The organism is Halobacillus aidingensis (assembly GCF_900104185.1).
Classification (GTDB): Bacteria; Bacillota; Bacilli; order Bacillales; family Halobacillaceae; genus Halobacillus; species Halobacillus aidingensis.
In genome coordinates this window covers 189,635-210,543 of record NZ_FNIZ01000005.1, presented here as the reverse complement: position 1 = coordinate 210,543, position 20,909 = coordinate 189,635, and the positions used below count along the sequence as shown (strand labels likewise).

General features: G+C 43.8%; 26 protein-coding genes and 1 pseudogene. 1 reads left to right on the top strand and 26 read right to left on the bottom strand.

Annotated features, from left to right (window positions below; genetic code table 11):
• From BLS23_RS21340 to BLS23_RS07250, 14 genes and pseudogenes are all read right to left on the bottom strand, one after another.
• Nucleotides 1-179: pseudogene (locus tag BLS23_RS21340) on the bottom strand (IS5/IS1182 family transposase); the annotation flags it as partial.
• A 184-nt stretch (nt 180-363) separates the two neighbouring features.
• Complete coding sequence (locus tag BLS23_RS07310; protein ID WP_089651880.1) at nt 364-771, bottom strand: NUDIX hydrolase; 408 nt, start codon at nt 769-771, stop codon at nt 364-366.
• A complete protein-coding gene (locus tag BLS23_RS07305) occupies nt 722-1,516 on the bottom strand; it encodes a metallophosphoesterase family protein (protein ID WP_089651879.1) in 795 nt (264 codons plus the stop codon). The genes BLS23_RS07310 and BLS23_RS07305 overlap by 50 nt, the downstream gene beginning before the upstream one ends.
• 141 nt (nt 1,517-1,657) lie before the next feature.
• Nucleotides 1,658-2,374 (bottom strand): alpha/beta fold hydrolase, encoded by a 717-nt coding sequence (locus tag BLS23_RS07300; protein WP_089651878.1) that lies wholly within the window; start codon nt 2,372-2,374, stop codon nt 1,658-1,660.
• Nucleotides 2,375-2,384: 10 nt separating this feature from the next.
• Complete coding sequence (locus tag BLS23_RS07295; protein WP_089651877.1) at nt 2,385-2,738, bottom strand: VOC family protein; 354 nt, start codon at nt 2,736-2,738, stop codon at nt 2,385-2,387.
• A gap of 21 nt (nt 2,739-2,759) precedes the next feature.
• The gene (locus tag BLS23_RS07290; protein ID WP_089651876.1) at nt 2,760-3,557 is read right to left on the bottom strand and encodes an SDR family oxidoreductase; all 798 of its coding nucleotides are present in this window, start codon (nt 3,555-3,557) and stop codon (nt 2,760-2,762) included.
• Nucleotides 3,558-3,565: 8 nt separating this feature from the next.
• Entirely contained in the window at nt 3,566-4,399 is an 834-nt protein-coding gene (locus tag BLS23_RS07285) for an alpha/beta fold hydrolase (RefSeq protein ID WP_089651875.1), read from the bottom strand.
• Nucleotides 4,400-4,489: 90 nt separating this feature from the next.
• On the bottom strand, nt 4,490-5,494 hold the full coding sequence (locus tag BLS23_RS07280; protein WP_089651874.1) for an SDR family oxidoreductase: 1,005 nt from the start codon (nt 5,492-5,494) through the stop codon (nt 4,490-4,492).
• The gene (locus tag BLS23_RS07275; RefSeq protein WP_089651873.1) at nt 5,491-5,916 is read right to left on the bottom strand and encodes an NUDIX hydrolase; all 426 of its coding nucleotides are present in this window, start codon (nt 5,914-5,916) and stop codon (nt 5,491-5,493) included. Before BLS23_RS07275 ends, BLS23_RS07280 begins: the two co-directional genes overlap by 4 nt.
• A complete protein-coding gene (locus BLS23_RS07270; protein ID WP_167356032.1) occupies nt 5,909-6,418 on the bottom strand; it encodes a GNAT family N-acetyltransferase in 510 nt (169 codons plus the stop codon). The genes BLS23_RS07275 and BLS23_RS07270 overlap by 8 nt, the downstream gene beginning before the upstream one ends.
• On the bottom strand, nt 6,402-6,902 hold the full coding sequence (locus BLS23_RS07265; RefSeq protein ID WP_089651871.1) for an NUDIX hydrolase: 501 nt from the start codon (nt 6,900-6,902) through the stop codon (nt 6,402-6,404). Before BLS23_RS07265 ends, BLS23_RS07270 begins: the two co-directional genes overlap by 17 nt.
• A 12-nt stretch (nt 6,903-6,914) precedes the next feature.
• Nucleotides 6,915-7,304, bottom strand: coding sequence for a VOC family protein (locus BLS23_RS07260; RefSeq protein ID WP_089651870.1), 390 nt, complete (start codon nt 7,302-7,304; stop codon nt 6,915-6,917).
• Nucleotides 7,301-7,675, bottom strand: a complete 375-nt coding sequence (locus BLS23_RS07255) for a YhfM domain-containing protein (RefSeq protein WP_089651869.1) — start codon at nt 7,673-7,675, stop codon at nt 7,301-7,303. Before BLS23_RS07255 ends, BLS23_RS07260 begins: the two co-directional genes overlap by 4 nt.
• Nucleotides 7,676-7,789: 114 nt before the next feature.
• On the bottom strand, nt 7,790-8,650 hold the full coding sequence (locus tag BLS23_RS07250; protein WP_089651868.1) for an AraC family transcriptional regulator: 861 nt from the start codon (nt 8,648-8,650) through the stop codon (nt 7,790-7,792).
• Between the two features lie 251 nt (nt 8,651-8,901).
• Here BLS23_RS07250 and BLS23_RS07245 point away from each other — a divergent pair, with 251 nt between their 5' ends.
• A complete protein-coding gene (locus BLS23_RS07245; protein ID WP_089651867.1) occupies nt 8,902-9,471 on the top strand; it encodes a DJ-1/PfpI family protein in 570 nt (189 codons plus the stop codon).
• A gap of 46 nt (nt 9,472-9,517) precedes the next feature.
• Here BLS23_RS07245 and BLS23_RS07240 read toward each other — a convergent pair whose 3' ends face one another.
• From BLS23_RS07240 to BLS23_RS07185, 12 genes are all read right to left on the bottom strand, one after another.
• Complete coding sequence (locus BLS23_RS07240; protein ID WP_089651866.1) at nt 9,518-9,862, bottom strand: hypothetical protein; 345 nt, start codon at nt 9,860-9,862, stop codon at nt 9,518-9,520.
• Nucleotides 9,863-10,204: 342 nt separating this feature from the next.
• The gene (locus BLS23_RS07235; protein ID WP_143015238.1) at nt 10,205-10,675 is read right to left on the bottom strand and encodes a hypothetical protein; all 471 of its coding nucleotides are present in this window, start codon (nt 10,673-10,675) and stop codon (nt 10,205-10,207) included.
• Nucleotides 10,676-11,135: 460 nt separating this feature from the next.
• Nucleotides 11,136-12,719 carry a BCCT family transporter gene (locus BLS23_RS07230; RefSeq protein WP_089651864.1) on the bottom strand — a complete coding sequence of 528 codons (1,584 nt, stop codon included), beginning with the start codon at nt 12,717-12,719 and terminating at the stop codon, nt 11,136-11,138.
• A gap of 355 nt (nt 12,720-13,074) precedes the next feature.
• Nucleotides 13,075-14,019, bottom strand: a complete 945-nt coding sequence (locus tag BLS23_RS07225) for a ribose-phosphate diphosphokinase (protein WP_089651863.1) — start codon at nt 14,017-14,019, stop codon at nt 13,075-13,077.
• Nucleotides 14,020-14,111: 92 nt separating this feature from the next.
• Complete coding sequence (locus tag BLS23_RS07220) at nt 14,112-14,882, bottom strand: putative hydro-lyase (protein WP_089651898.1); 771 nt, start codon at nt 14,880-14,882, stop codon at nt 14,112-14,114.
• 88 nt (nt 14,883-14,970) lie between these two features.
• Entirely contained in the window at nt 14,971-15,624 is a 654-nt protein-coding gene (locus BLS23_RS07215) for a DUF429 domain-containing protein (RefSeq protein WP_089651862.1), read from the bottom strand.
• Nucleotides 15,625-15,850: 226 nt separating this feature from the next.
• Nucleotides 15,851-16,510 (bottom strand): class F sortase, encoded by a 660-nt coding sequence (locus BLS23_RS07210; protein WP_167356031.1) that lies wholly within the window; start codon nt 16,508-16,510, stop codon nt 15,851-15,853.
• Nucleotides 16,511-16,591: 81 nt separating this feature from the next.
• Nucleotides 16,592-17,953, bottom strand: a complete 1,362-nt coding sequence (locus BLS23_RS07205) for a copper amine oxidase (protein ID WP_089651897.1) — start codon at nt 17,951-17,953, stop codon at nt 16,592-16,594.
• 195 nt (nt 17,954-18,148) lie between these two features.
• Nucleotides 18,149-18,691, bottom strand: coding sequence for a P-loop NTPase family protein (locus BLS23_RS07200; protein ID WP_089651860.1), 543 nt, complete (start codon nt 18,689-18,691; stop codon nt 18,149-18,151).
• Nucleotides 18,692-18,773: 82 nt separating this feature from the next.
• Nucleotides 18,774-19,262, bottom strand: a complete 489-nt coding sequence (locus BLS23_RS07195) for a GyrI-like domain-containing protein (RefSeq protein WP_089651896.1) — start codon at nt 19,260-19,262, stop codon at nt 18,774-18,776.
• A 262-nt stretch (nt 19,263-19,524) separates the two neighbouring features.
• Nucleotides 19,525-20,061, bottom strand: a complete 537-nt coding sequence (locus tag BLS23_RS07190) for a GNAT family N-acetyltransferase (protein WP_089651859.1) — start codon at nt 20,059-20,061, stop codon at nt 19,525-19,527.
• Between the two features lie 100 nt (nt 20,062-20,161).
• Entirely contained in the window at nt 20,162-20,881 is a 720-nt protein-coding gene (locus BLS23_RS07185; RefSeq protein WP_089651858.1) for a hypothetical protein, read from the bottom strand.
• Nucleotides 20,882-20,909: the final 28 nt, after the last annotated feature.

Sequence of the window (20,909 nt, the reverse complement as noted above, 5' to 3'; positions counted from 1 at the left end):
TTCATCATCATACGAGGATGATAAGCGGGGCATCCCGTATCACGCATGAAACATGAGAAATCCTCATCCGGAATACTTTCCACCAATTCATGGACCGAATAGGCGATGTCATTTTCCTGAAGTTTCATTTCAACGTCCATGGGCAAAACCACTTGATTCATGTTATAATTTTTAAACATAAGAGCACCTCCGAGGTTATTGTGTAGGAACTTTAATTTTATCAGAGTGTGCTCTTATTTTTAATTGAAATGAAAAAAGACAACATAAATTGAGGAGCCCTGCGAACCAAATTGGTTCGCAGGGCTCCTTTTTGTTTCAGAGGCTGAGTTTTGTCCCAGCCTCTTTTATTTTTTTGCATGAAAATCAGAAGTCTACCAAGAATGGCTGCCGGCTTTCATCTAAGCACAGCTCGATTCTTTCCCAGAAATTCCCCCATGTCACCATGTCACGTGCTTCCTCCAAGGGGAAAAAACCTACTTCCAACGCTTCTTCTGTCGTCCTCAACGTTCCTCCTACCGCTTTCCCTAAGAATAACGTGTTGCATATGGAGCGATCGACATTTTGGAATACGCCGCAAAACCTTGTGATCTCAATGTCCAACCCGTATTCTTCTTTCGTTTCTCTGATAGCGGCCTCTTTAAAGGATTCGCCTTCCTCCACTTGGCCTCCAGGCATCTCCCAGCCACGCTTTGGTCCTTTGATTAGGAGCACTTCCTTTTCTTCATTCGTTATAATGGTTGCTGCTGATACGATGTGCTTCGGTGGTGTCATGATGTGTCCTCCTATTTTTTTGAAAAAGTTTCAGAATCACTTCCTTACGAGGGAAGTCGATCCGATTCAAGTGTTCTACATATGTATCCATTGGATAAGGCACTCGACGTTTCATAAACCGTACTTTTCTACCATCTATTTCAATGATTCCATAACGTGCATAGGGCTCATCATAACACCCCAAGGAGCCTGGATTAAAAAACACTCTTTCGTTCATGGAAAAATGATGGACATCATGGTCATGGCCGAAGCATAGGACAGTCTCCGCTTCTAACCCATCCAACTGCGAAAAGTTTTCTCCATTCGGTGGTACAAGTTGGTCGAATGGATCCTCACTAATGGGCAGCAGACTCGATTTCGTGTCCATAGGATAGTGCGTGAACTGAAAAGTACGTGCCTCAATCTTTGTAACAATCTGCCGTGGAAGTCTTTCCATCCACTTTGCATACCTTTTGTACAGTCGATCGGCCACCCACTGATGATGCTCTTGCACATTAATTCTACTTTCAGGATAAGGCTCACCATTGATCAGAGCAAGCACAGCTTCGTCATGATTGCCTCTGACAATTTCCGTGTCCTTTAAAGAATAGAACCATTCGCATACTTGATTGGAAAAAGGTCCGATTCCTATAATGTCTCCCATACAATACAATCGATCCACATGCTGTTTGCGGATATCCCTAAGTACAGCTTGAAGGGCATAAATGTTTCCGTGCACATCTGTCATCACAGCCATCCGCTTCATCCATGACCCTCCTTTTCTTTATCCATACAAACGATGAGGCAAGCCCAAGAACCTTCGCTCCCTTAAATCTCCGTAGGAAAACCTTCACAACACCAATATACGAACTTCATCGCTGAGCTTTATTCATTTTATGCCGTCCTTTTATTCAGAATGCCCATTAGAGAGGAACACGTCCAATGTCTTATTGTATAGTTCCGGCTGTTCTGAATGGACCAAATGAGAAGCAAAGGGAAGAACAGCTACATGAATGGAGTCGGATTGTTCTTTGTAAACCGTCACGCCCTTGACTTCATGTTCCTGACCCTCCCCAATCAAAAAAAGGACGGGAATATTCAGGGACTGTATGGAACTCCTCGTTTCAAAAGGGTACCACCCTTCATCCTGGCCCATATGAATAAACCTTTGCCAGCCTTCTCCGTGGAGAGAATCGAAGTAAGCACATGTGTCTTCGTCCTTTAAGAGATTCATGCGGAACTTGGATTCTTCTTCATTGATAGATTCCCAATTTTTCGGTTTGAGAGGGGTTACCCCTGAGATGGTCAATGTCCGAACAAGTTCAGGATGTTTTTTTGCTAAAAATACCGCTACGAGTGCTCCGAATGAACCCCCAGCGATATGAGCACTTCTTATTTCCAATGAACGCAACGTTTCTGCTATATCATCGGCCGCCTGATTGAAATAGTTATCCAGGTCGTCGGCATGAGATTTCCCGTGGCCTCTTAAGTCAGGGGAAATCACCTGATACTTCGAAGAAAAATACTCCCGCTGCTTTTCAAAATCCGTCCTACCCGTCTGTAAGCCGGTGTGCAGGAAAACGAGAGGTTCCCCTTCTCCTACCATGTCTGTATGCAAAATCATCGTTTCCCTCCTAGCATTTACAAATCATCAATAGATTGCCATCTGGATCCTTAAAATTGAAAAAATGGCCAAATTGAATGTCAGAAACCACGTCGATTCCTTTTTCTTTCATGTACGTGTAAGCAGCTTCAATATCTTCTGTATTAAAATGAAAGGCCGGCGCGCCAAAGACCGCTTCTTCTGTATAAATCTTGCTATCCAGCACCACGCCCGCATGTTTCATAGGTAAAACGTAAAGGTGACCGCCTGGAAAATCATCTTCCGCTGGCACATCAAGCAGATCGCAGTACCAGTCGCGGGCTTTCTCAATGTCTTTGACTGGGACAAAAATCGCTCCGACTTCATTTTGAATTGGGCTTTTCATTTAGATCGTCCTCCTTTATTATTATCTACCTAAAAATCCACCGTCTGAATGGATGACCTGTCCCGTCACCCATGAAGCATCCGGGCTCACAAGGAACCGAATCAGCTTGGCGGCATCCTCCGCCTTTCCCAACCGCCCTTTAGGAAACAAAGGCAAAAGACCTTCCTTCGTCTCTTGATCCATCCAACCGGTGTCCGTAGGTCCAGGGTCGACAGCATTCACATTGATTCCGATAGGTGCAAGTCCTGTGGCCAAAGGCGGGGTGATCGCCTTCAATGCTCCTTTTGTAGCAATATAAGCCAGATTATTCGGGTCCGGTCCTCCGGATACTAAAAAGACGATGCTCCCTTCTTCTTCCGTTTGGAACGTTTTTTCATAAAGTTTGGCGAAAGCCTGAGTCAGTAGAATCGGCCCTTTATTATTGATTTCATAGTGGTTATCCAGCAGTTCTGAGGTCAAATCCCTATAGTTGGAGTTCACACTGAATGTAGCGTTATGGATAAGAATGGAAGGCACGCCGATTTCTTTTACTACCCTCTCCAACAACTGCTGTGGCAGATCTTCATCTCTCAAATCCGCTTCCATATGAGCGACACGAACCCCTCGCTCATCCAGCTTTTTCGCGAGTGTTTCCGGCCAATGCTCTTCCGCTCCTTCTCCATCTGTTTCATCATAGGGCTGATAATGCGTAAAAAAGATATCTGCCCCTGCTTCAGCGAGCCTCTCACACGTGCTTGTTCCGATCCCATTCTCACGACTTACGCCCGTGACAATAGCAACTTTCCCTTTTAATGGCTGACTTTGAAATTCGTTTATCATGAATGGTTTCAACTCCATTGATTTCTAATGTATTGAACGATCCGTTGGGGACGGTCCCAGTGCATCATATGAGAAGTCCCCGCCACCTCCACGACCTCGGCCCCTGTTTCTTTTTCAAAAATAGAGGAGGTCTTCTTCCTTTGTACCTCCATGTGAACCGGTTGAGTGGCTCGTAATAACAGCAAGTCTGATGGCAGGCGGTGATAAAGGTCAGCGGTTTCATCTTTGTGCATGGCCCTTACGATTGCTGCCGCGGTTAGACCTCTCGCATGCCAATAAAATTTACCGTCCTTTTTCAAAGCCAGATCCTCTCCAGCCAGCTTTAATGAATCGGAACGCCGTGCACCAGGTGCGAAGACGGCTACATCTAAAAATGTGTCCCAACTTTCGACCGATTCTTCGAAGTCCTTTTCATAAAAGGCCACTTCTTCTTCGACGGTTTGATTTCCCAGGCGCTTCGTCTGATATCCGCCGTCTAAAAGGATGCTGCCTACCACAGGGTTTGGAAAAGCATCGACATAGAACAAAGCAACGAAACTCCCCCATGAATGAGAGAGGAAATATAATTCTTCAAGCTCCAACTTTTGGTGCACTTCCTTCAACCAGCGAACCATTGCTTTCATTTCATAATCTTCCTCTGAGTCAAAAGATTCTGTCCGCCCATGTCCAGGGGCGTCTATAGAAATGATGCGATATTCGTGTTGTAAGGCTTCCGCGATTTCGATAAAACTGAGACTCGTAGATCCTAGTCCATGCAAACAGAATATGACGGGGTGGCTCTTTTCCCCCCATTCCGTCACACGGACTTTTTTATCACGAATCTTTATAAAGTAACGTTCCATACAGCCTCCTAGTTGCTCTATTCATTAATTCGCCACTTTGATCTCCTATGAAAACCTGTTGCGATTTGTTGGCCAAAATCATTGGTGAATTCAATGACTATGCCACTTTTTCAAAACAGTTGCTTCTTGATCCCTCGTCAATCCCGCACCTCTTACACCGTTCCCTCTTTGCTCGTCCCAGCGATACGTGTCCAAAATGGTTTCTTTTAACGGTCGGAATTTCAACCCGCACTGAATCGCCTTCGTCACATCCTGACTGAAATCTTTTTCGGTCGGAATCCAGACGGGAAGGTCTTTCCAAGGCTGGACACCTTCATCCGTCAAAAACCGTGCGGATACCCATGTAAACGACACCACTTCATTCAGTGTTGATGCACACGTCTCCAGGAAATTGCGCATCGTCAGCTTGTTTTCAGGGCCGTTGGCATTGAAGATCCCTGTGTGTTCAGTAGCAGACAGCTGGACAATCCAATCCGCTAAATCTCTTGCATCAATGAACTGAATCTGTTGATCCTTCCTTCCAGGAGCGAGCACTTCTCCCCCTTCAGAAATTCTTGAAGGCCAGTATGTAAAACGATCAGTCGGATCATGAGGCCCTACAATTAATCCGGGACGGATGATGATCCCTCTATCTTTCATCCGGCTTTGGACTTCCTGCTCACAATGAGCTTTCAAAGGTCCATATAAGGATGGATCAAAGGCTTCTGTTCGTTCCGCTTGTTCCAGTTCCTCCTGAGTCAACGTCATCGGTTCCACCGTTTCCTCCAAATGATGAATCGATGTGAAATCTGGATAAACAGATATGGTGGAAATGAAAACATACTTCTTCGTGCAGCCAGCAAGGACATCCAGACTTTTGGATACGGTGGACGGTTTATACCCGCACGTATCAATGACCGCGTCCCAATTTTGGTCGCTCAACTTTTCCAGGTCCTCTCGGTTTTCCCTATCTCCGAAAATGTTGGTCACATCTTCAAATAAACCAGGATTGGTCTTTCCTCTATGGAACAATGTTACCTCATGACCCTCGCTTATAGCTGATTTTACGATGTGCCTCCCAAGAAATTTCGTCCCTCCAATAACAAGCAGCTTCATGCACGATCCACTCCTTCATTCTTTTTTGTCAGCATATGATTTAAGAATAGCTGGTCTTCAGAAAAAGAAAGTTCCAATTCGTTCAGCTCTTCTTTTGAAACCCAGCGAACCTCATGAATCAAATGATCAGGGTCCTGGATCTGCATAGACCCTCCCTTCACCATGCAGGAAAAGTATTCGACATGGATATCCGTCTTCCCTATCCTTCCTGTTTTCGTTCGCAGCCTTTCAACCACACGGATAAGATAACCCGTTTCTTCAAACGTCTCTCTCATGCAGCACTGTTCCAGACTTTCCTCTTCAAGCACCCCTCCAGAAGGCACTGTCCATGTTTTCTTTTCTTCCGGCTTTCCCTGAAGGACCATCAGAAGTTCGTTTTGTTCATTGATACAGACGGCTGCTGCCCCTAGCCACTTATCCATCGTTCAGCACACTGTAAAGCAGGGAATCACGGCGCCCTTCTTTCATTTTTAAATGACCACGTAGTCTTCCTTCCCTCTCCATTCCGCTTTTTTCCAACACACGTACCGCCCCTTTGTTATCGGGGTGACAGTTCGCCTGGATTCGTTTGAGGTGAAACGATTGGAATCCATCACGGATCAACCTTTTCGCAACTTCTGTACCCATGCCCCGTCCCCACTCATCCGGATGTAAGATATAAGCGATTTCGCCAGTTCTATGATACGTATCCAAAATCGTCAATTCCGCAACACCGATAAGCTCTTCATCTGCCTCACGTAAAATGGCCCACGCAAACTTTTGAGTTTCGGCCTGTCTGATTTCATGGACCAAGTGCTGGACATAGTCCTGGGTATCCTTTTCAGAGTTCGGTCCCCACGGCTGGTATTGAGAGACCTCCGGTTTTGATGCATAGGTATGGATCTTCTTCCAGTCTTCTTGTTTCAGTTCACGGAACAACAACATGCATTCTTTCCTCCCCTTTGATGTATTCGATGATTTTTCCATGATGGACGGTAAAATGATGATGGACTTCTTGCTTCTTGTTCAATAACGTATGTAGATAATAAGGAATCATAGGACTGACGCCATGATTGTTTTTTTCGAGGATCCAGGACACGTCTTTCCAAGCCAGAATGCCCTCATCAATCTGGACAGGCGTAGGGTAAAGACCATCATCATCGATATTTACGATAAACGCCTCCATACCGCCTGCTCTCTCCCCATCTATTGCCCAGGAAATGGTCCCTTTATATTGGAATAGATTTTCATCTAGAAAAAGATTCGTTTCTTCTGCAACTTCACGCTGTACACTAGAAAGCGGGGTCTCCCCTTTCTCCATTTTCCCTCCGACTCCGTTCCACATCCCCTGAACGGGGGGTGAATTTCTGTTCAACAGCAGCACTTCTTCGTCGCGCTTGATGAAACAAATGGTATATCCGATGTCCAAATCTTCCCCTCCTCAACGATATGGCTTGAAACGAGCTTCCTCATAAAGGCCGGGTAAATAAGCTTCTAATAGATTGTCGTCCAAATCTCTGAATTTGAAATGACCTTTACTACCACCTTCCAGAACTTCAACACCACGCTCTATTAAAGCTGCCCTGCAATCCTCCACGCTGGTCGGAAAGATACTGAAGACAGGATGAGTCCCATCCAAGTTGTCCGGTAGTTCGATATGAGGAGGCTTTTCAATCAGACAAACCGGTACTCCTCTGTCATGCTCAAGAACAACGGTTTTTCCGTAATCTTTCAAGACGCGTAAACCAAGGATTTCCTCATACCATTCAACAGCCTTTTTGATTTCTTTTACTCTCACATTGATTTGATAGACTCCTGAAAAAAAGCTCACAGTCTGTCATTCCTCTCCACTATGATCCTTTTTATGTTCTCGTGATCCCGTTCCTTTAGTATATAAAGGGTATGGGTATTCGCTTGGTTCATGATTATCCCTAAATCCAACCATAAAAAATATGACTCTTTATTTAATGTAAAGGAAAGATCGGGCTCATCAAGATCAACAGCTCCAGATTCCTTTCTTGCGCCCCAGATTCCTGATTGAAATTTCCGAATATCTTCTTTATCAGTAATGACATATGCTTTTCCTTGTTTCTTTTCTTCAAAACTTTCCATCTCATGAATGGTCATCTTCTCAGGAATGTGTACCGAAAGTGGTGAACATGAGGTCAGGAAAACGGCGAGAAACAGAAGAAATGATCTCACGACTTCCCTCCCATTGGACATGAATTGATACTATTTACCTTCTGCACTCTGCCAATAAAATCCTTTATTCCATAAGAAAAAGCACAATCCGACAAAGGACTGTGCTCTCCCTAACTATTTAACTGGAATCCATATCTCTGAGTAATAATCTTCACTGTTCGGATTCCCATCGTGATAGACTTCAAGCTCTGGCCCACCAGCATTTTCATAGCCGCTGGAAGGAAACCATTCCGAATAGATTTTCTTCCATGTATCCTGCATGGCATGAGGCATCGCGCCATGAACACCAAAAATCGCCCAATTCGCTTTTGGAACTTCCATCATTTCCAAACCTTCCACTTCTCCACCATCACGGGCGGCTGCAATCCAGTAGTCAATGTGGTTCTTTTTCTCAGCCGTTTTGTCGACGCAAATGCCTAGAAGACCTTTTACAGGACCAGTGTTTTCTTTTAACAATTTTTGGTCTGTACCATCTCCATTCACTTTTCCCCACATCTGCGGAATGCCTTTCAAGTTCTCACCGTTCACGCAGGAAAATTCTTCTTTCATACCAACAACCTGAAACGCTTCTTTTTCCACCACTTCATACTCCATCGGATCAGCTCCTTTTAAATTGACCTGGAGAACCAGGCGGTTGTATGCAGTCATCTTCCCCCTGTAACTTCGCACTTCCCTCGGTGAGATGCCATGCTGTTTCCGAAAGGCCCGGGAAAAAGACTCGGGAGTTTCATAGCCATACGTGTAGGCAACATCAATGATCTTCCGTTCCCCTTTTCTCAATTCCTGCGCTGCGAGCGTCAACCTCCGTCTTCGCAAATATTCTGCGACTGTCATATCGGTAAGCAGGCTGAAAATACGCTGGAAGTGAAAGAGTGATGTATGAGCAGCTTGTGAGATCTCTTCCATGGAGATGTCTTCTAATAAATGATCCTCCATGAAATCAATCGCTTTCTGCATCGATTGGATCCAACTCATGGCGTCTCCTCCCTTACTTTCATTCTATCCATACTTTACCATGAAAACCTGACAGCGAGTGCTTCCTGATGTCAGGTTTTCTTCATAATAAAAAAGGATTTCCATCAAGGGAACATCCTTTTTCCGCTGTCCATGGATTTTTTTCAAAAAGTAAAAGTAACATGTTCTTTGGACTGACGGAAATTAGTGGTTATCGAAGAAGAGAATAAGGGTACTACTCCTTATGTAATTCTACTTTAGGAGGGTGAAAGATGACTGCAAAGAAAGTGTTGATTGTGACCGGAGATGCTGTCGAGGCTTTGGAAGTGTATTATCCTTATTTCCGCTGTTTGGAAGAAGGTTTTGATGTTGATATTGCCGCACCTCACCAGAAGAAACTGAATACGGTCATCCACGACTTTGAAGACTGGGAAACATACACCGAGAAAAAAGGCTACATGATCGATTCAAACATGACTTTCGAACAAGTCGATCCAAATGATTACGATGCGCTTATCATTCCAGGTGGCCGTGCCCCTGAACATATTCGCATGCATGATGACCTGCCAGGAATCGTCAGCCATTTCTTCATCGCCGAAAAACCGATTGCTGTCATGTGCCATGGCAGCCTTGTATTGACGACGATTGCTGACGTAGTAGAAGGTCGTAAGATGACTGCCTATCATGCATGTCGTCCTGAAGTAGAGAGTATGGGTGCTGAATATATGGATGAAATGAATTATGTCGATGACAACCTCATATCCGGTCACGCGTGGCCAGACCTGCCATCCATCATGAAGGAATTTGTGAAGCAAGTGAAAGGAACGACGGTTAATTCATAAATAGATAAGGCGATTAGCTGTATAACAGCTAATCGCCTTATCTATTTCATGTTAATTGACGCTCATAGACGACTTCTTCCGTATTCAAGTCAATGGCATCCACTTTCATATTTAATACTTCTTCCGTTTCATTGTTTTTCGAACCCCACAGGCGGATAAAGTTATTAGAGTTCGTATCCAGGAAATTGACTTGTACCGTTCTGACTTCCCCTTCTTCCACTTGCTGATCCTGGATCCAGCATTCTTTGAACTCCATGGTGGCCTGACTCAGTATGTAGTCTTCCATCATTTTTTTGAGTTCTGGGAAAGCTAGTCCATCATTTTCTACGCAGACGCGGTTGAAGTCGTTGTAATCTGTGATATGGAAGGTTTGTTTGTTTTCATTAGGCATTAAGATTCCTCCTGAGTAACTTGTTTAATAACATTCATTTTCCCTAATAGGAAAAGGTAGAAACCTACTATCCAATCCTGCTACCCATATGGAGTTTACGAGAGATGTCTATTTGAGAAGGGAAAATGTTCGATCACCTATTGAAATGTTAAACGTGTATGAGGTGTGATCGTCTTTAAAAAGCCGTCTCCTAAAAGAACTGCCACAAATTCATTTTAGAAGTGTTCTTCTATGGAAACGGAACGATCACTCCAGCTAAGAAAGAGCGTCTTGAGATATAATAAGAAGAGCTTGTGCATTGTGAGGAGATCACTTATACAGTTCTATTTCGACTTCAATATTTCATTGTTGAATATTCAAGTCCTTAATTGTTAAATCCAACAGTTCAATAGCATCCTTAACTCCATTGGAATATTCCTCCCATGATTCAGACGGAAACCCACTTTCAAAGTTCCCCTCTAATACAGAGACAGCCACATATATATTTTCTAATTCCCTATTCAAATCCATGAGTTTTACAATCGTGTCTGGCAGTAGCTTACTAGAATCAATTTCTTCTAGAAAGTTCAGTTTTTCAGCTAACCTTTTTATTCTCCATTTGAACATTTCACGCTCAATCTTATTCCATTCTTGTTCCTTTTCTATCATTTGGTGATTGTTTTCCAAAGAAAACCTAATGTTCTTTAAATTTGATTTTATCAAAAGAAACTTTGGATATAGTAAAAGCAGCGTTTTATGTTCATTCACTTCATCTTCTTGTTGTTTATTTTTTGTTTGGTAGTTGAACGTTAGCAAAACACCTGCCAGAGTCATCAACCCTCCAATGATCCCACCAAGGTAACTTCCGTAAAAAGCGATCCAAGTTTCCTCATCACCGACAACTTTGAACCAACGAAACGTCATAAGATGGTTGGTTAGAATAGGTAGAACCAAAATAACTATTATACCAATAGTTATGAGTAATGTTAGTTTTATTCTGTTAGATTTTTTGATATTTTGTCACTTCCTTTTTCCAAAAAAGGTAATGAAGGTAGTGGCTCGAGAATGGTCTCTCTTAAAAAGCTGGAATGAACTAGAACAAACTTCTATTTCCTCTTATTATCGTATGTTTTTCAAATCCCCCGCATACCTCTACATCTCTAGAGTAAAGTCCCACAGCTGACTTCATGAACCTTATTAAATTATTCAGCACTATCAGGCAACAATCACACGTTAGTAATGAAAAAGCCGCTATTCTATCGCAGAAAATCGATAGAATAGCGGCTTAGCTCAATTATGATGTTTTACGTTCTTTTTTCTCAACGGATACAGGTACACTTCTTTCCGTAATCAGCCCTTGTTCCTTCGCCATCCGCTTAGCCACTTTCGGCGCCAGCCATACAGGCGGCAACAACAACAGTGAAACCGGAACAGCGGTAACCACGATAAAGTTTTGCAGGGTTTGAATACTGCTTTCTCCAATACCGAGAAGGGTTGCAGCGATCCCTCCAAAAAGCAGGGCCCAAAACACACGCAGGACACGTGGCGGATGAGTATCACCTGTAATCGTGACAGCGACAGAATAGGACATCGTGTCGGCTGTGGTTGCGACGAAAATGACCGTAACCATTAAGAATCCAGCAGCCATAACCATCCCGTATGGCACTTGTTCCATAATCGCCATTACCGCGGCAGGCATTCCTGTGTTATTCAAGGCTGTAGAAATGGCTCCCGGAGATTCCAGTTCGTAAAACAAACCAGACCCTCCGACAACGGCAAACCAGAAATTACTCACAATCGGAGCGATGATCGCTACGGCAAGAATCAGCTCACGAATGGTACGTCCTCTGGAGATTCGGCTGATGAACATCGCCATCGCCGGTCCGAAACCGAGGAACCAACCCCAGAAGAAGACGGTCCAATAACCGAGCCACCCACTATCTCCGCGATAAAGACTCATACGTAAGAAGTTTTGAAGTTGAAAGGCTTCCGCGGCGATGAATGAATCAATGATGAACATGGTTGGTCCTAAAATGAGCATGCCGATCATAAGAACGACGGCAAAACCGACATTCAGACGACTGAGCAGTTGAATCCCTTTATCTACACCAGAAGCTGCAGAAATAGCAGCGATTGTCACAAGGAAAATTATCACGAGTGACTGAGTGAACATCGTGTCCGGGATATTGAATAAATAGTTCAAAGCATAACCGACTTGTAGTCCTAAAAAGCCAATCGGTCCAATCGTTCCTGCGGCTACAGCAATGACAGAAACGATATCAGCTGTAGCTCCGATGACGCTTTTCTTGTTGAAAATTTTCTCTCCAACCATAGGATAGAAAATGGCCCTTGGCTTTAACGGGTACCCTTTATGGTAGTGCGCATACATCAGTACAATCGTAGCTACTGTACCTAAACATGCCCATGCCGTAAAGCCCCAGTGGAAAAAGCTTTGCGCTAACCCAGGTACGACGGCCTGTGCACTTGTCATTCCCTCATCCGCAAAAAGCGGTGGTGTCGTTAAGAAATGATAGATTGGTTCTCCGGCTGCCCAGAAGACACCGCCACTCGCAAGCAATGTACAAAGAATCATGGAGACCCAGCGGAACCAACTGTTTTCCGGTCGATCCATTTTTCCTAATTTCACTTTTCCATATTTCGATAGGGCCAGCGAGACACCAACTACGAATGTAGCAAGCAGCAGCAGTTGCCAAAAGGCACCAAAGAATGTAACAGAAAAGTCGAACGAGCTTGAGATCCATTCTCCCATCAGGTCTTTATTCAAGAGAGACATGAGTAAAAATAAGACGAGAAAGCCTCCGCTGATGCTGAATGTGATCCAGTCAATTCTCGTTCTCCTATTCGTTTTTTCGTTCATTATTTTCCTCCTAGGTTTAATAACCTGTGATAGTTAATTTATTTTTAAGTCAATGACGTTTATACAATGGCTTTGTTCTTTAGACGTTCAGAAAACGAATACTCCCCTTGTTCTGAGACTTTTCTTAACACATAGGGATTAATTATAGAGATGTTCGTACAACTCGTCAAATCGAAGTATGGTAAAGATTGATAGGATGTTGAAGCATTTGTTAGCTGAGATAGGCTAGTTAACTGTGAGCAGTAAATCTATAACATGCAGTCCTTCTTTTATAATTTAGCTATTATAGATTACAAAAGAATAGAATCACATAAAAAAGCACCCCTTCGGAAAGAGGTGCTTTGAATATAAGCTATTAATCGAACAGGACACTCACGGAATGCTCGTGCTGGACGCGTAACAAGGCATCCGCGAGCAGAGGAGCGACAGAAAGAATGGTCATTTTATCAATCTGTTTTTCTTCCGGTTGGAAAATTGAATTCGTGATCACTAATTCTTTGATTGGCGACTGTTCGATTTTGATGACGGCAGGGTCGGATAACACGGCGTGCGTTCCGCAGGCATAGATGTCGTTGACTCCATTCTGATGGAGAATGTCAGCAGCGACAGCCACGGTATCCGCTGTATCCATCATGTCATCGACGATGATGACGTTTTTGCCTTCGACATCACCGACGACATCACGGATCTCAGGTTCCCCGGGCTCCGCTTTGCGTTTATCAATGAAAGCAAGCGGGGCATCAAGAATATTAGCCATTTTTCTTACCCGATTCATGCTGCTTGTATTAGGAGAAACGACGACAAGGTCCTCGATGTTCTTCGTTTTAAAATGCTCTCCAAGAATGGGAATGCCTTGTAGCTGATCCACAGGGATATTGAAGAATCCTTGAATCTGCGGAGCGTGTAAATCCAGCGTGATGACTCTGTCTGCGCCTGCCTTCTCGAGAAGGTTGGCGATCAACTTCGCTGTAATGGGTTCACGGGGACGTGCTTTCCGGTCTTGACGTGCATACCCATAATAAGGGATAACGACATTGATCGTTTTGGCAGAAGCTCTCTTTAAGGCATCGACCATGATCAACATTTCCATCACATGCTCATTGACAGGCTGGGATGTGGACTGGATCAGGTAAATATCATCCCCACGGACACTTTCTTCAATATTGATTTGAACTTCTCCATCGCTGAAACGGACGACTTTGCTTTTTCCTAAAGGGACTTCCAGAATTTCTGATATTTCTTGAGCCAATGGTTCATTGGAGTTTAAAGTGAATAGCTTCATCTGTGATTGTGTATCCATATGTATCGCTCCCGTTTTTGTAAAGATTTCATTAAGAAAAACTTATCACTACAGGGAGTTGGATGCAAGTTCGGAACCTCGTTTGGTAAGAGTTACCCATTTTTATAATTCGGGTCCAACTGATCGGTAATCAACATATGACCGGGGGCATGGGTAATCATCATGGATGGCTTCGCTTGGAGTGCAGCATTTTGTGGTGTAACCCCACACGCCCAAAAAACAGGTGTCGCTTCTGCAGGGTCAAAATCGACGGCTTGCCCATAATCCGGGCTCTGCAGATCCTTGATGCCGATTTCTTCTGGTGACCCGATATGGACAGGACTCCCGTGAGACTGTTCAAACCGATCCGAAATAGCAAGGGCCTGATCGACTAAATGGTTCGGGACCGCTCGCATACTGACGACCATATTCCCTTTAAAAATCCCAGCGGACTCTAATGGAATGGTTGTATCGAACATGGGCACGACTTTTTTCTGCTCCTGGTGGAACAACGGAATACCGCCATCAAGGAGCGCTTTTTCAAAAGTGAAACTGCACCCGATCAGAAAAGTGACGAAATCATCCTGCCACACGTCTGAGATATTCAGGACTTCTTCAGCAAACTTCCCATCACGATAAATGCGGTAACGCGGCAAGTCTGTCCGGATATCCGCATCAGCCGCTTGAGGGACCGTCTGCCCCGCTTCCATCACTTCGACGAGAGGGCATGGCTTCGGATTTCTCATGCAGAACAATAGGAAATCGAAAGCATACTCTTTCGGAAGTGTCACCATATTGGTTTGAATGTATCCTTCACATAATCCGGACGTTGTACCAGTGTGTTCTTCCTTTCGCATCGCCGTTCTTACATTAAAAGGTTCCATCATGATCTCGTCTCCTTTTCTATCTGAAACTCATCTTAAGTTCTATTATACATGACTCATTCATCTTTACCGGATCATCACTCATAGATCAACAACAAAAATCATAAGGGTGAAGAGGTAAGAATGCTTTGTACAGCCAAGCCGGCTCAAAGTCAGGATCCTGCCAATGCCAGGCAGCAAGTGCGGCAGCGCAAGCATCGATGGTGTGGGATTCCTGGGCCATCACTTCCGGGATATCTAATAATTGTTGTGTTTCGAACCATCTCCGTATTCTTTTGCGAATGGAAAGGTCTTGCTTGTAATGAAGAACATCATCAATCGTTTCCATTCTTGCCCCAAGCGCCGCTCCGGGGTGAACTTCAACGATATGAACTTCGTATTTGGTTGAAAGACGTTCGATTTCCCTTGTAAAGCGTATGCCTCTCAACGATAGGTACACCATCCTCAACATTGTCGGGGGCATGATGGACGCTCCCTTCATGCCGAGCTTAGTTACGAATGTTCTCAAGGATCGGTCGCTTTCCCGGTCCCCTCCCCCATCTTCATAGGATAAAGGAGCGTCCACGCCGATGGTGACGGAGTCTTTATCCGCTAGAGATTCTATGTATGTAATTAAAGCATAGTCACTCATCGGTGTTTCATGTTTTTTGTAATAGAGCTTGTCCTTCTCCTTGTGAAAATGCACGAGCACGGTGTCTTTGGTGTTGCTGGGTCCCGATAAGTCAATGCCTATGTATTGCATCCGCGTACCTCCTTCAGCGTTCAGTGAGATTTCATCTTGAAGTACCGATTTCTTAACCTTTATTAATGGAGAGTTGGGTTTACCATTATTTCGACCATGATATCACTATTTACAGGATCATATCAGTATTTCTAGCAATATTTCAGTATTTAAGAGAATAACCCTGTAAAAAACGACATTTCATTCGGAAATAAAAACAGGCATCTATATGAAGATAGATACCTGTTTAGCCTGCAGGATTCACATCATCTTCATGGACGGCATAGACGACCAACCGTTCATCATGGGTTCCTGCTTCTTTATTAAATTCCCCTGTGCATGTGATGAGGTTCAACTGTCTTCGGTAAGAAAAACCAAAAATCTTGTTCAATGGCGCGTTCTTTCGATCATAAGCCTCTGATTTTTGTACAATAAACGTTTGTTCTGTCCCCTCTTCATCTGTGACGATGATCTCATCGCCTTCTTGCAAGTCTTCCAGGTTATAAAATACCGCCGGACCTGTAAGGCTATCTACGTGGCCCGCAAGAACGGCACTTCCTTTCGCTCCTGGCTGATAACCATCTTTGTACCAGCCCACACCATCCACACTTTCCGGTTCTCCCATCTGACCATTTGCATAACGACCCACATTCTCAATATCCGCTTTCACATCAATCGCGGGAATAGTTACGGTATTCGGTGTGATCGCTGTCTCTTCGGTCGTTTCAGAAGTTGTGGATGCATTTATTTTCTGGGAGTCATACGTTTCTCTTAAACTTCCCTTTTCCTGCGCCTGCTCTGTCGTATCCGCTGCCTTTTGTTCAGCATCCATACTCGCATCCGGCTCCTGAGCACTCGAGCACGCAAACAAGAAGCAGAGAAACAACAGTGGAATCCACTTGTACATATCCATTCACCTTCCATCTATAATGAACTACCCCTGGAAATATCTGTATGACCAGGGGTAGAAATTTTTGGTAATTACTTTTTATGCATTGTTTTTGCTTTTGCGTACGCCGATGGCTGTTGCGAATAGGACGGCTGCCATGCTGGCGAAGGCAATCATCCAGGCATTCATTCCGTCATCCGCTGTTCCGCCGAGACCTGTTTTAGGCATTTCCGAAGGCATGTTGGATGCGAACATTTCAGGGTTTTGCGCTACGATGGCACCTGATAGGCCCTCACCTACTCCATACATGTGCGCATACGCTTCACGAAGCTGGTCATAGGCTGCGTCAAAGTCACCTTCTACATAGCTGTCGAAAGATCCTGTCAATTGGTTCACGTGCATTTGAAGACCTTCCGCTGTTGCTTCTGCTTCTAATCCGCCTTCTGTCGCTGTATCAAGGAACTCGGAGAAGTCGGCACGGTAACCGTCCAAAGCAGTCAAGGCTTGTTCTTTTGCTTCTTCATCTCCTGACCCTGTCGCTTCTACATAGTCGACGAAGTAACCGATGTGCTCAGACCACATTTCTTCAAATTGCTGTCCCGCTTCCTCTCCATAGACAGAAGTGATGGCTGCAGAAAGATCTTCCGTATTGTTGCTGAGCGCAGCTGCGGCATTTTCAAAGTCTTCCGCACCGTCGCCTCCTTTTTGCATCGCAAGGACGGCAAGGGCTGCGTGCTCAGATAGCAAGTGGTTCAAGTCTGCACGAAGGTCAGCGGCTGGTGTCGCTGGGTTAGTATTTTCGAATTTATCCGGGAATTGGTCGGTAATCGCTGTGGATAGACCTTTTCCTACTCCGTACATGTGATCGATACTTGTACGAAGTTTTTGATAGGCTTCATCAAAGTCGCCTTCTTCATAATTGTCAAAAGCACCGACGAGCTGATTCACGTGCATTTGAAGACCTTCAGCCAGCGCGGAAGCTTCTAAACGTTCATCTGTTGCTGTTTCCAAGAACATGGAGAAATCTTCACGGTAGTTGTCCAAATTGTTTAACGCTTCTTCACGTCCCGCTTCATCTTCTTCAGCTGTCGCTTTTACGTAATCAACAAAATAACCGATATGTTCTGACCACATGGATTCGAATTGCTGTCCTGCTTCATCTCCATAGACAGAAGCAATCGCTGCGGTCAGATCTTGTGTATTTCCTTCAAGGGCTGCAGCTGCTGCATCAAAATCCTCAGCTCCCTCAATTCCTTTCTGCATGGTTACTACGGCAAGGTAGGCGTGCTCGGAAAGGGACTGATCAAGTGTTGCGCGTAAATCAGCAGCCGGTGTCGATACCGTTACATCTGACATTTTTTCATTGTGATCACCGTGATCATCTGCAAACGTAACCGTGGCTGTCGGCAACATAAGCGCTGCGGACATCGGCAAAGCGATTAAAGACTTCTTCCAGTTGATTTGTTTTTTCATTTCCAACCACTCCTCTAATTTTGATTTCACTAAGCTAACGAGAGGAGATGCATTTTGGATCACAAAAAAACAAAAAAAGTTTTAAAAAAGGCTAAAACCCTTGTTATATCAACAAAAATTCTTTTCAAAAAAGAAAACCACCTTTTTCACGGTTGTTTTCTATAGGCACTGTCAATTCCTGCATCACTTATTTTCTACTGGTGAAGTCGATCGGAGGGAATGCAATTTCTGTTCCAACTCTTTAACTTTGCTCACTTTCAGCACTTTATCTTGAACTTCCTCAAATGCTTGAAAAAAGTGCGGTTTCCCGTTCTCTTCAAAATACTTATTCCACTTGAACATTTTGAAGAAGATTCGGAAGGTTGGGGTGTAATTGGACTTTTCCAACCGTAACTTTTGTAAAATGAACCATTTGATGATCCGGTATGTCCGTACGGAGTATTTGGTATCTAGGAAGATGATGACATCCGCATGACGAAAGCTTTCTTCCACCCACCACTCATTATGAACACCTTCCATAATCCATCCTTCCTTCTTAACAACCTTCTTGAGGTACTCGGCCCGCTCTTCTTCTGTTCTTCGAATATCACCTGCCTGGTGCCTTTCCCACACCACATTATCCAATTCATAATATGGAATGTTCAGTCCTTGAGATAGTTTTCTTGCGAGCGTCGTCTTCCCGCTTGCTACGGAACCGATGATATGTATTTTCCTTACGTCGTTCACTAGACTCCCCCTTTGTGAAGATTGTTCCTAATGATCCTCAAACCCCCACCTCCTGAAGAAATCGATGATCATGTTCGTCCCCTCATCCCCGGTATTGAACAGGAATCCACACCTCTTCCACGGCCTCAGGGTCAGCTGGACGATAATCTTCTGTAAACCGTTCAAAGTGCTCCCGATCATCCAAGACGTAGGATGAAGATGGCAGCCACTCTCTGAATATGTATTGCAACGTTTGGTTGAATTCACTTGCGGGCCCGCGATGCAGAAAGACCGCATAAATCCCACCACTCAAAAGATGGGTTTCCATCGCTGACATTTCCTCAGGGTAGAATTGATCAACCTCCACTGCCGCCCATTTAACAAAAGTTGTAGAAGAGCTAAAATTCTCAGAATCCAATCCACGATCAAAAACCTTGATATTGTATAACATTTCATCGGTACGATTAGGAATGGAATGACGGTACGGCATAAAACTTTTCCAAAGTTCTTGAGTAGAATCTTCATCTAAAGACATCCTCTTCGATTTTCCAATCAACGTCTTTTCCTCTATCGCTATGATTTTCGGATCCATTTCTTCACCTCCAAAAGTGACATTCATTTTTGATTCCATTAAGAAACATAAACGATGGTCATTAGGTAATCTTTCCTAATAAACCTTTTCTCCACGAAGAATTCTATTCCTGCAACATCTATAGGTTTCAGATCAATACTTCAACATTAATAAAGCGCCATAAGCTATAAAGCAAACGTAAGGCTAAAAATAGGATATTTTATTCCAACTATTTTATCGGGAATGACTTTTACCTATTCAAAAAAGTTCATGATTCATGGCTTCATTGACTTCTTTGGATATCCATTAACCAACAATCTTGATACTCCCCCTCATGAAGCTCATGACTTGGAAGCAGCTTCACTTTTCGAAAACCGCACTTTTCATAGCATCTTAAAGCCCGCTCATTTCTTACTTGAGGATCCATCACCACCCTATCTGCACATTTATTCTCAAGTAAATAATCAACCATAGACGTAACAAGCAAGAAGCCCATCCCCTTGTTCCAATACATTACTTCTCCAATAAATTGATCCATTCCATAAACGACCCGATCCACATACCCATATTGACCTTTCATTTTTTTATCTAACTCATAAAATTGGATATATCCTATTTTCATCCCTCTATATACGACAAGGCATTGTGTCTTTTCATCACCAAAGGAAATAAATTCATTCTCAATCTTACTCCGATTAAAAGGCTGATCTCTTCCTTCATAATATTCAAGTACTCTAGGGTCTGAAAGCCATTTGGATAGTACATCATGATCTTCTTTCACTACTTTCCTTACTAGTAAATCACCATTTTCAAACAGCATGACACCCTCCTTCTATTATGTTCTCCCTACCATGACCCATATTAAGTGTCCACCAGCCCGCGTGATTACGTTATGAGGGATCTTAGCCTACAGGAAAAATTCACTGTGGATCTACCATTTGTATCTTCTCGATCAACGCTACGATGTCCTCATTGGAAACTGCCTTAATCCTCACTTGCTTTGTGGTTTTCATTACATCTTCCGTGACTTTTTTTATCTCATCCTTATCCACTTCTCCATTCAGCTTTTCATTCCACCGGGCGGGTACATTGTAGACATTCACTGTGCCATCTCCGTTACCACTATAAGTGACGGCTCCATCGACTAAGCGTGTACCTTCTAACTGAATCACATCCTCAGGATAAACAGCACTCTCTTCATGGTTAGGATTAATTAGGCTGCCAGCGGAAATCTTTTTCACATACATTTTGTCGATCTGTTGGTTGGGAGCTAGTTGATACCAAACTCTTGCCCACTCTATTTCATTAGATGTGTAAGGGTTCAGATCTACCTTTTCACCATCTGGTTGTTGATTAGAATTCTCGTCATTTGAGGGGTTAGCGTTTGATTCATCTTCACCGGTTTCTTCTGAAGATGCGCTCTCCGGTTGGTTTTTCGAAGTACCTTTTTCTTCGCTGGAATCTGTTTGATCACTTTCCTTTTCCGTTGACCCCGTCTCTGTGTGATGGTTGACACCAGACTCGTCTTCACCTGTAGTTAAAGTTGTTTCTTTGCCCTTTATGTCTTGACATCCAGCAGTCATGAAAACAATGAAGATTATAATTACATGGGAATAAATACGCTTTTTAGAATTCTTCACTCTGTCATCCCTTTCTTTTATTACCCCA

Excerpts from the sequence above, each read along its gene's own strand:
- BLS23_RS07245 (WP_089651867.1), top strand. The coding sequence starts at position 8,902 with ATGACTGCAAAGAAAGTGTTGATTGTGACCGGAGATGCTGTCGAGGCT.
- BLS23_RS07230 (WP_089651864.1), bottom strand. The coding sequence starts at position 12,719 with ATGAACGAAAAAACGAATAGGAGAACGAGAATTGACTGGATCACATTC.
- BLS23_RS07240 (WP_089651866.1), bottom strand. The coding sequence starts at position 9,862 with ATGCCTAATGAAAACAAACAAACCTTCCATATCACAGATTACAACGAC.
- BLS23_RS07305 (WP_089651879.1), bottom strand. The coding sequence starts at position 1,516 with ATGAAGCGGATGGCTGTGATGACAGATGTGCACGGAAACATTTATGCC.
- BLS23_RS07190 (WP_089651859.1), bottom strand. The coding sequence starts at position 20,061 with ATGCTGTTTGAAAATGGTGATTTACTAGTAAGGAAAGTAGTGAAAGAA.
- BLS23_RS07210 (WP_167356031.1), bottom strand. The coding sequence starts at position 16,510 with ATGTACAAGTGGATTCCACTGTTGTTTCTCTGCTTCTTGTTTGCGTGC.
- BLS23_RS07235 (WP_143015238.1), bottom strand. The coding sequence starts at position 10,675 with ATGACTCTGGCAGGTGTTTTGCTAACGTTCAACTACCAAACAAAAAAT.
- BLS23_RS07295 (WP_089651877.1), bottom strand. The coding sequence starts at position 2,738 with ATGAAAAGCCCAATTCAAAATGAAGTCGGAGCGATTTTTGTCCCAGTC.
- BLS23_RS07195 (WP_089651896.1), bottom strand. The coding sequence starts at position 19,262 with ATGGATCCGAAAATCATAGCGATAGAGGAAAAGACGTTGATTGGAAAA.
- BLS23_RS07275 (WP_089651873.1), bottom strand. The coding sequence starts at position 5,916 with ATGGATAAGTGGCTAGGGGCAGCAGCCGTCTGTATCAATGAACAAAAC.
- BLS23_RS07270 (WP_167356032.1), bottom strand. The coding sequence starts at position 6,418 with ATGTTGTTGTTCCGTGAACTGAAACAAGAAGACTGGAAGAAGATCCAT.
- BLS23_RS07285 (WP_089651875.1), bottom strand. The coding sequence starts at position 4,399 with ATGGAACGTTACTTTATAAAGATTCGTGATAAAAAAGTCCGTGTGACG.
- BLS23_RS07250 (WP_089651868.1), bottom strand. The coding sequence starts at position 8,650 with ATGAGTTGGATCCAATCGATGCAGAAAGCGATTGATTTCATGGAGGAT.
- BLS23_RS07300 (WP_089651878.1), bottom strand. The coding sequence starts at position 2,374 with ATGATTTTGCATACAGACATGGTAGGAGAAGGGGAACCTCTCGTTTTC.
- BLS23_RS07280 (WP_089651874.1), bottom strand. The coding sequence starts at position 5,494 with ATGAAGCTGCTTGTTATTGGAGGGACGAAATTTCTTGGGAGGCACATC.
- BLS23_RS07310 (WP_089651880.1), bottom strand. The coding sequence starts at position 771 with ATGACACCACCGAAGCACATCGTATCAGCAGCAACCATTATAACGAAT.
- BLS23_RS07290 (WP_089651876.1), bottom strand. The coding sequence starts at position 3,557 with ATGATAAACGAATTTCAAAGTCAGCCATTAAAAGGGAAAGTTGCTATT.
- BLS23_RS07225 (WP_089651863.1), bottom strand. The coding sequence starts at position 14,019 with ATGGATACACAATCACAGATGAAGCTATTCACTTTAAACTCCAATGAA.
- BLS23_RS07215 (WP_089651862.1), bottom strand. The coding sequence starts at position 15,624 with ATGCAATACATAGGCATTGACTTATCGGGACCCAGCAACACCAAAGAC.
- BLS23_RS07220 (WP_089651898.1), bottom strand. The coding sequence starts at position 14,882 with ATGGAACCTTTTAATGTAAGAACGGCGATGCGAAAGGAAGAACACACT.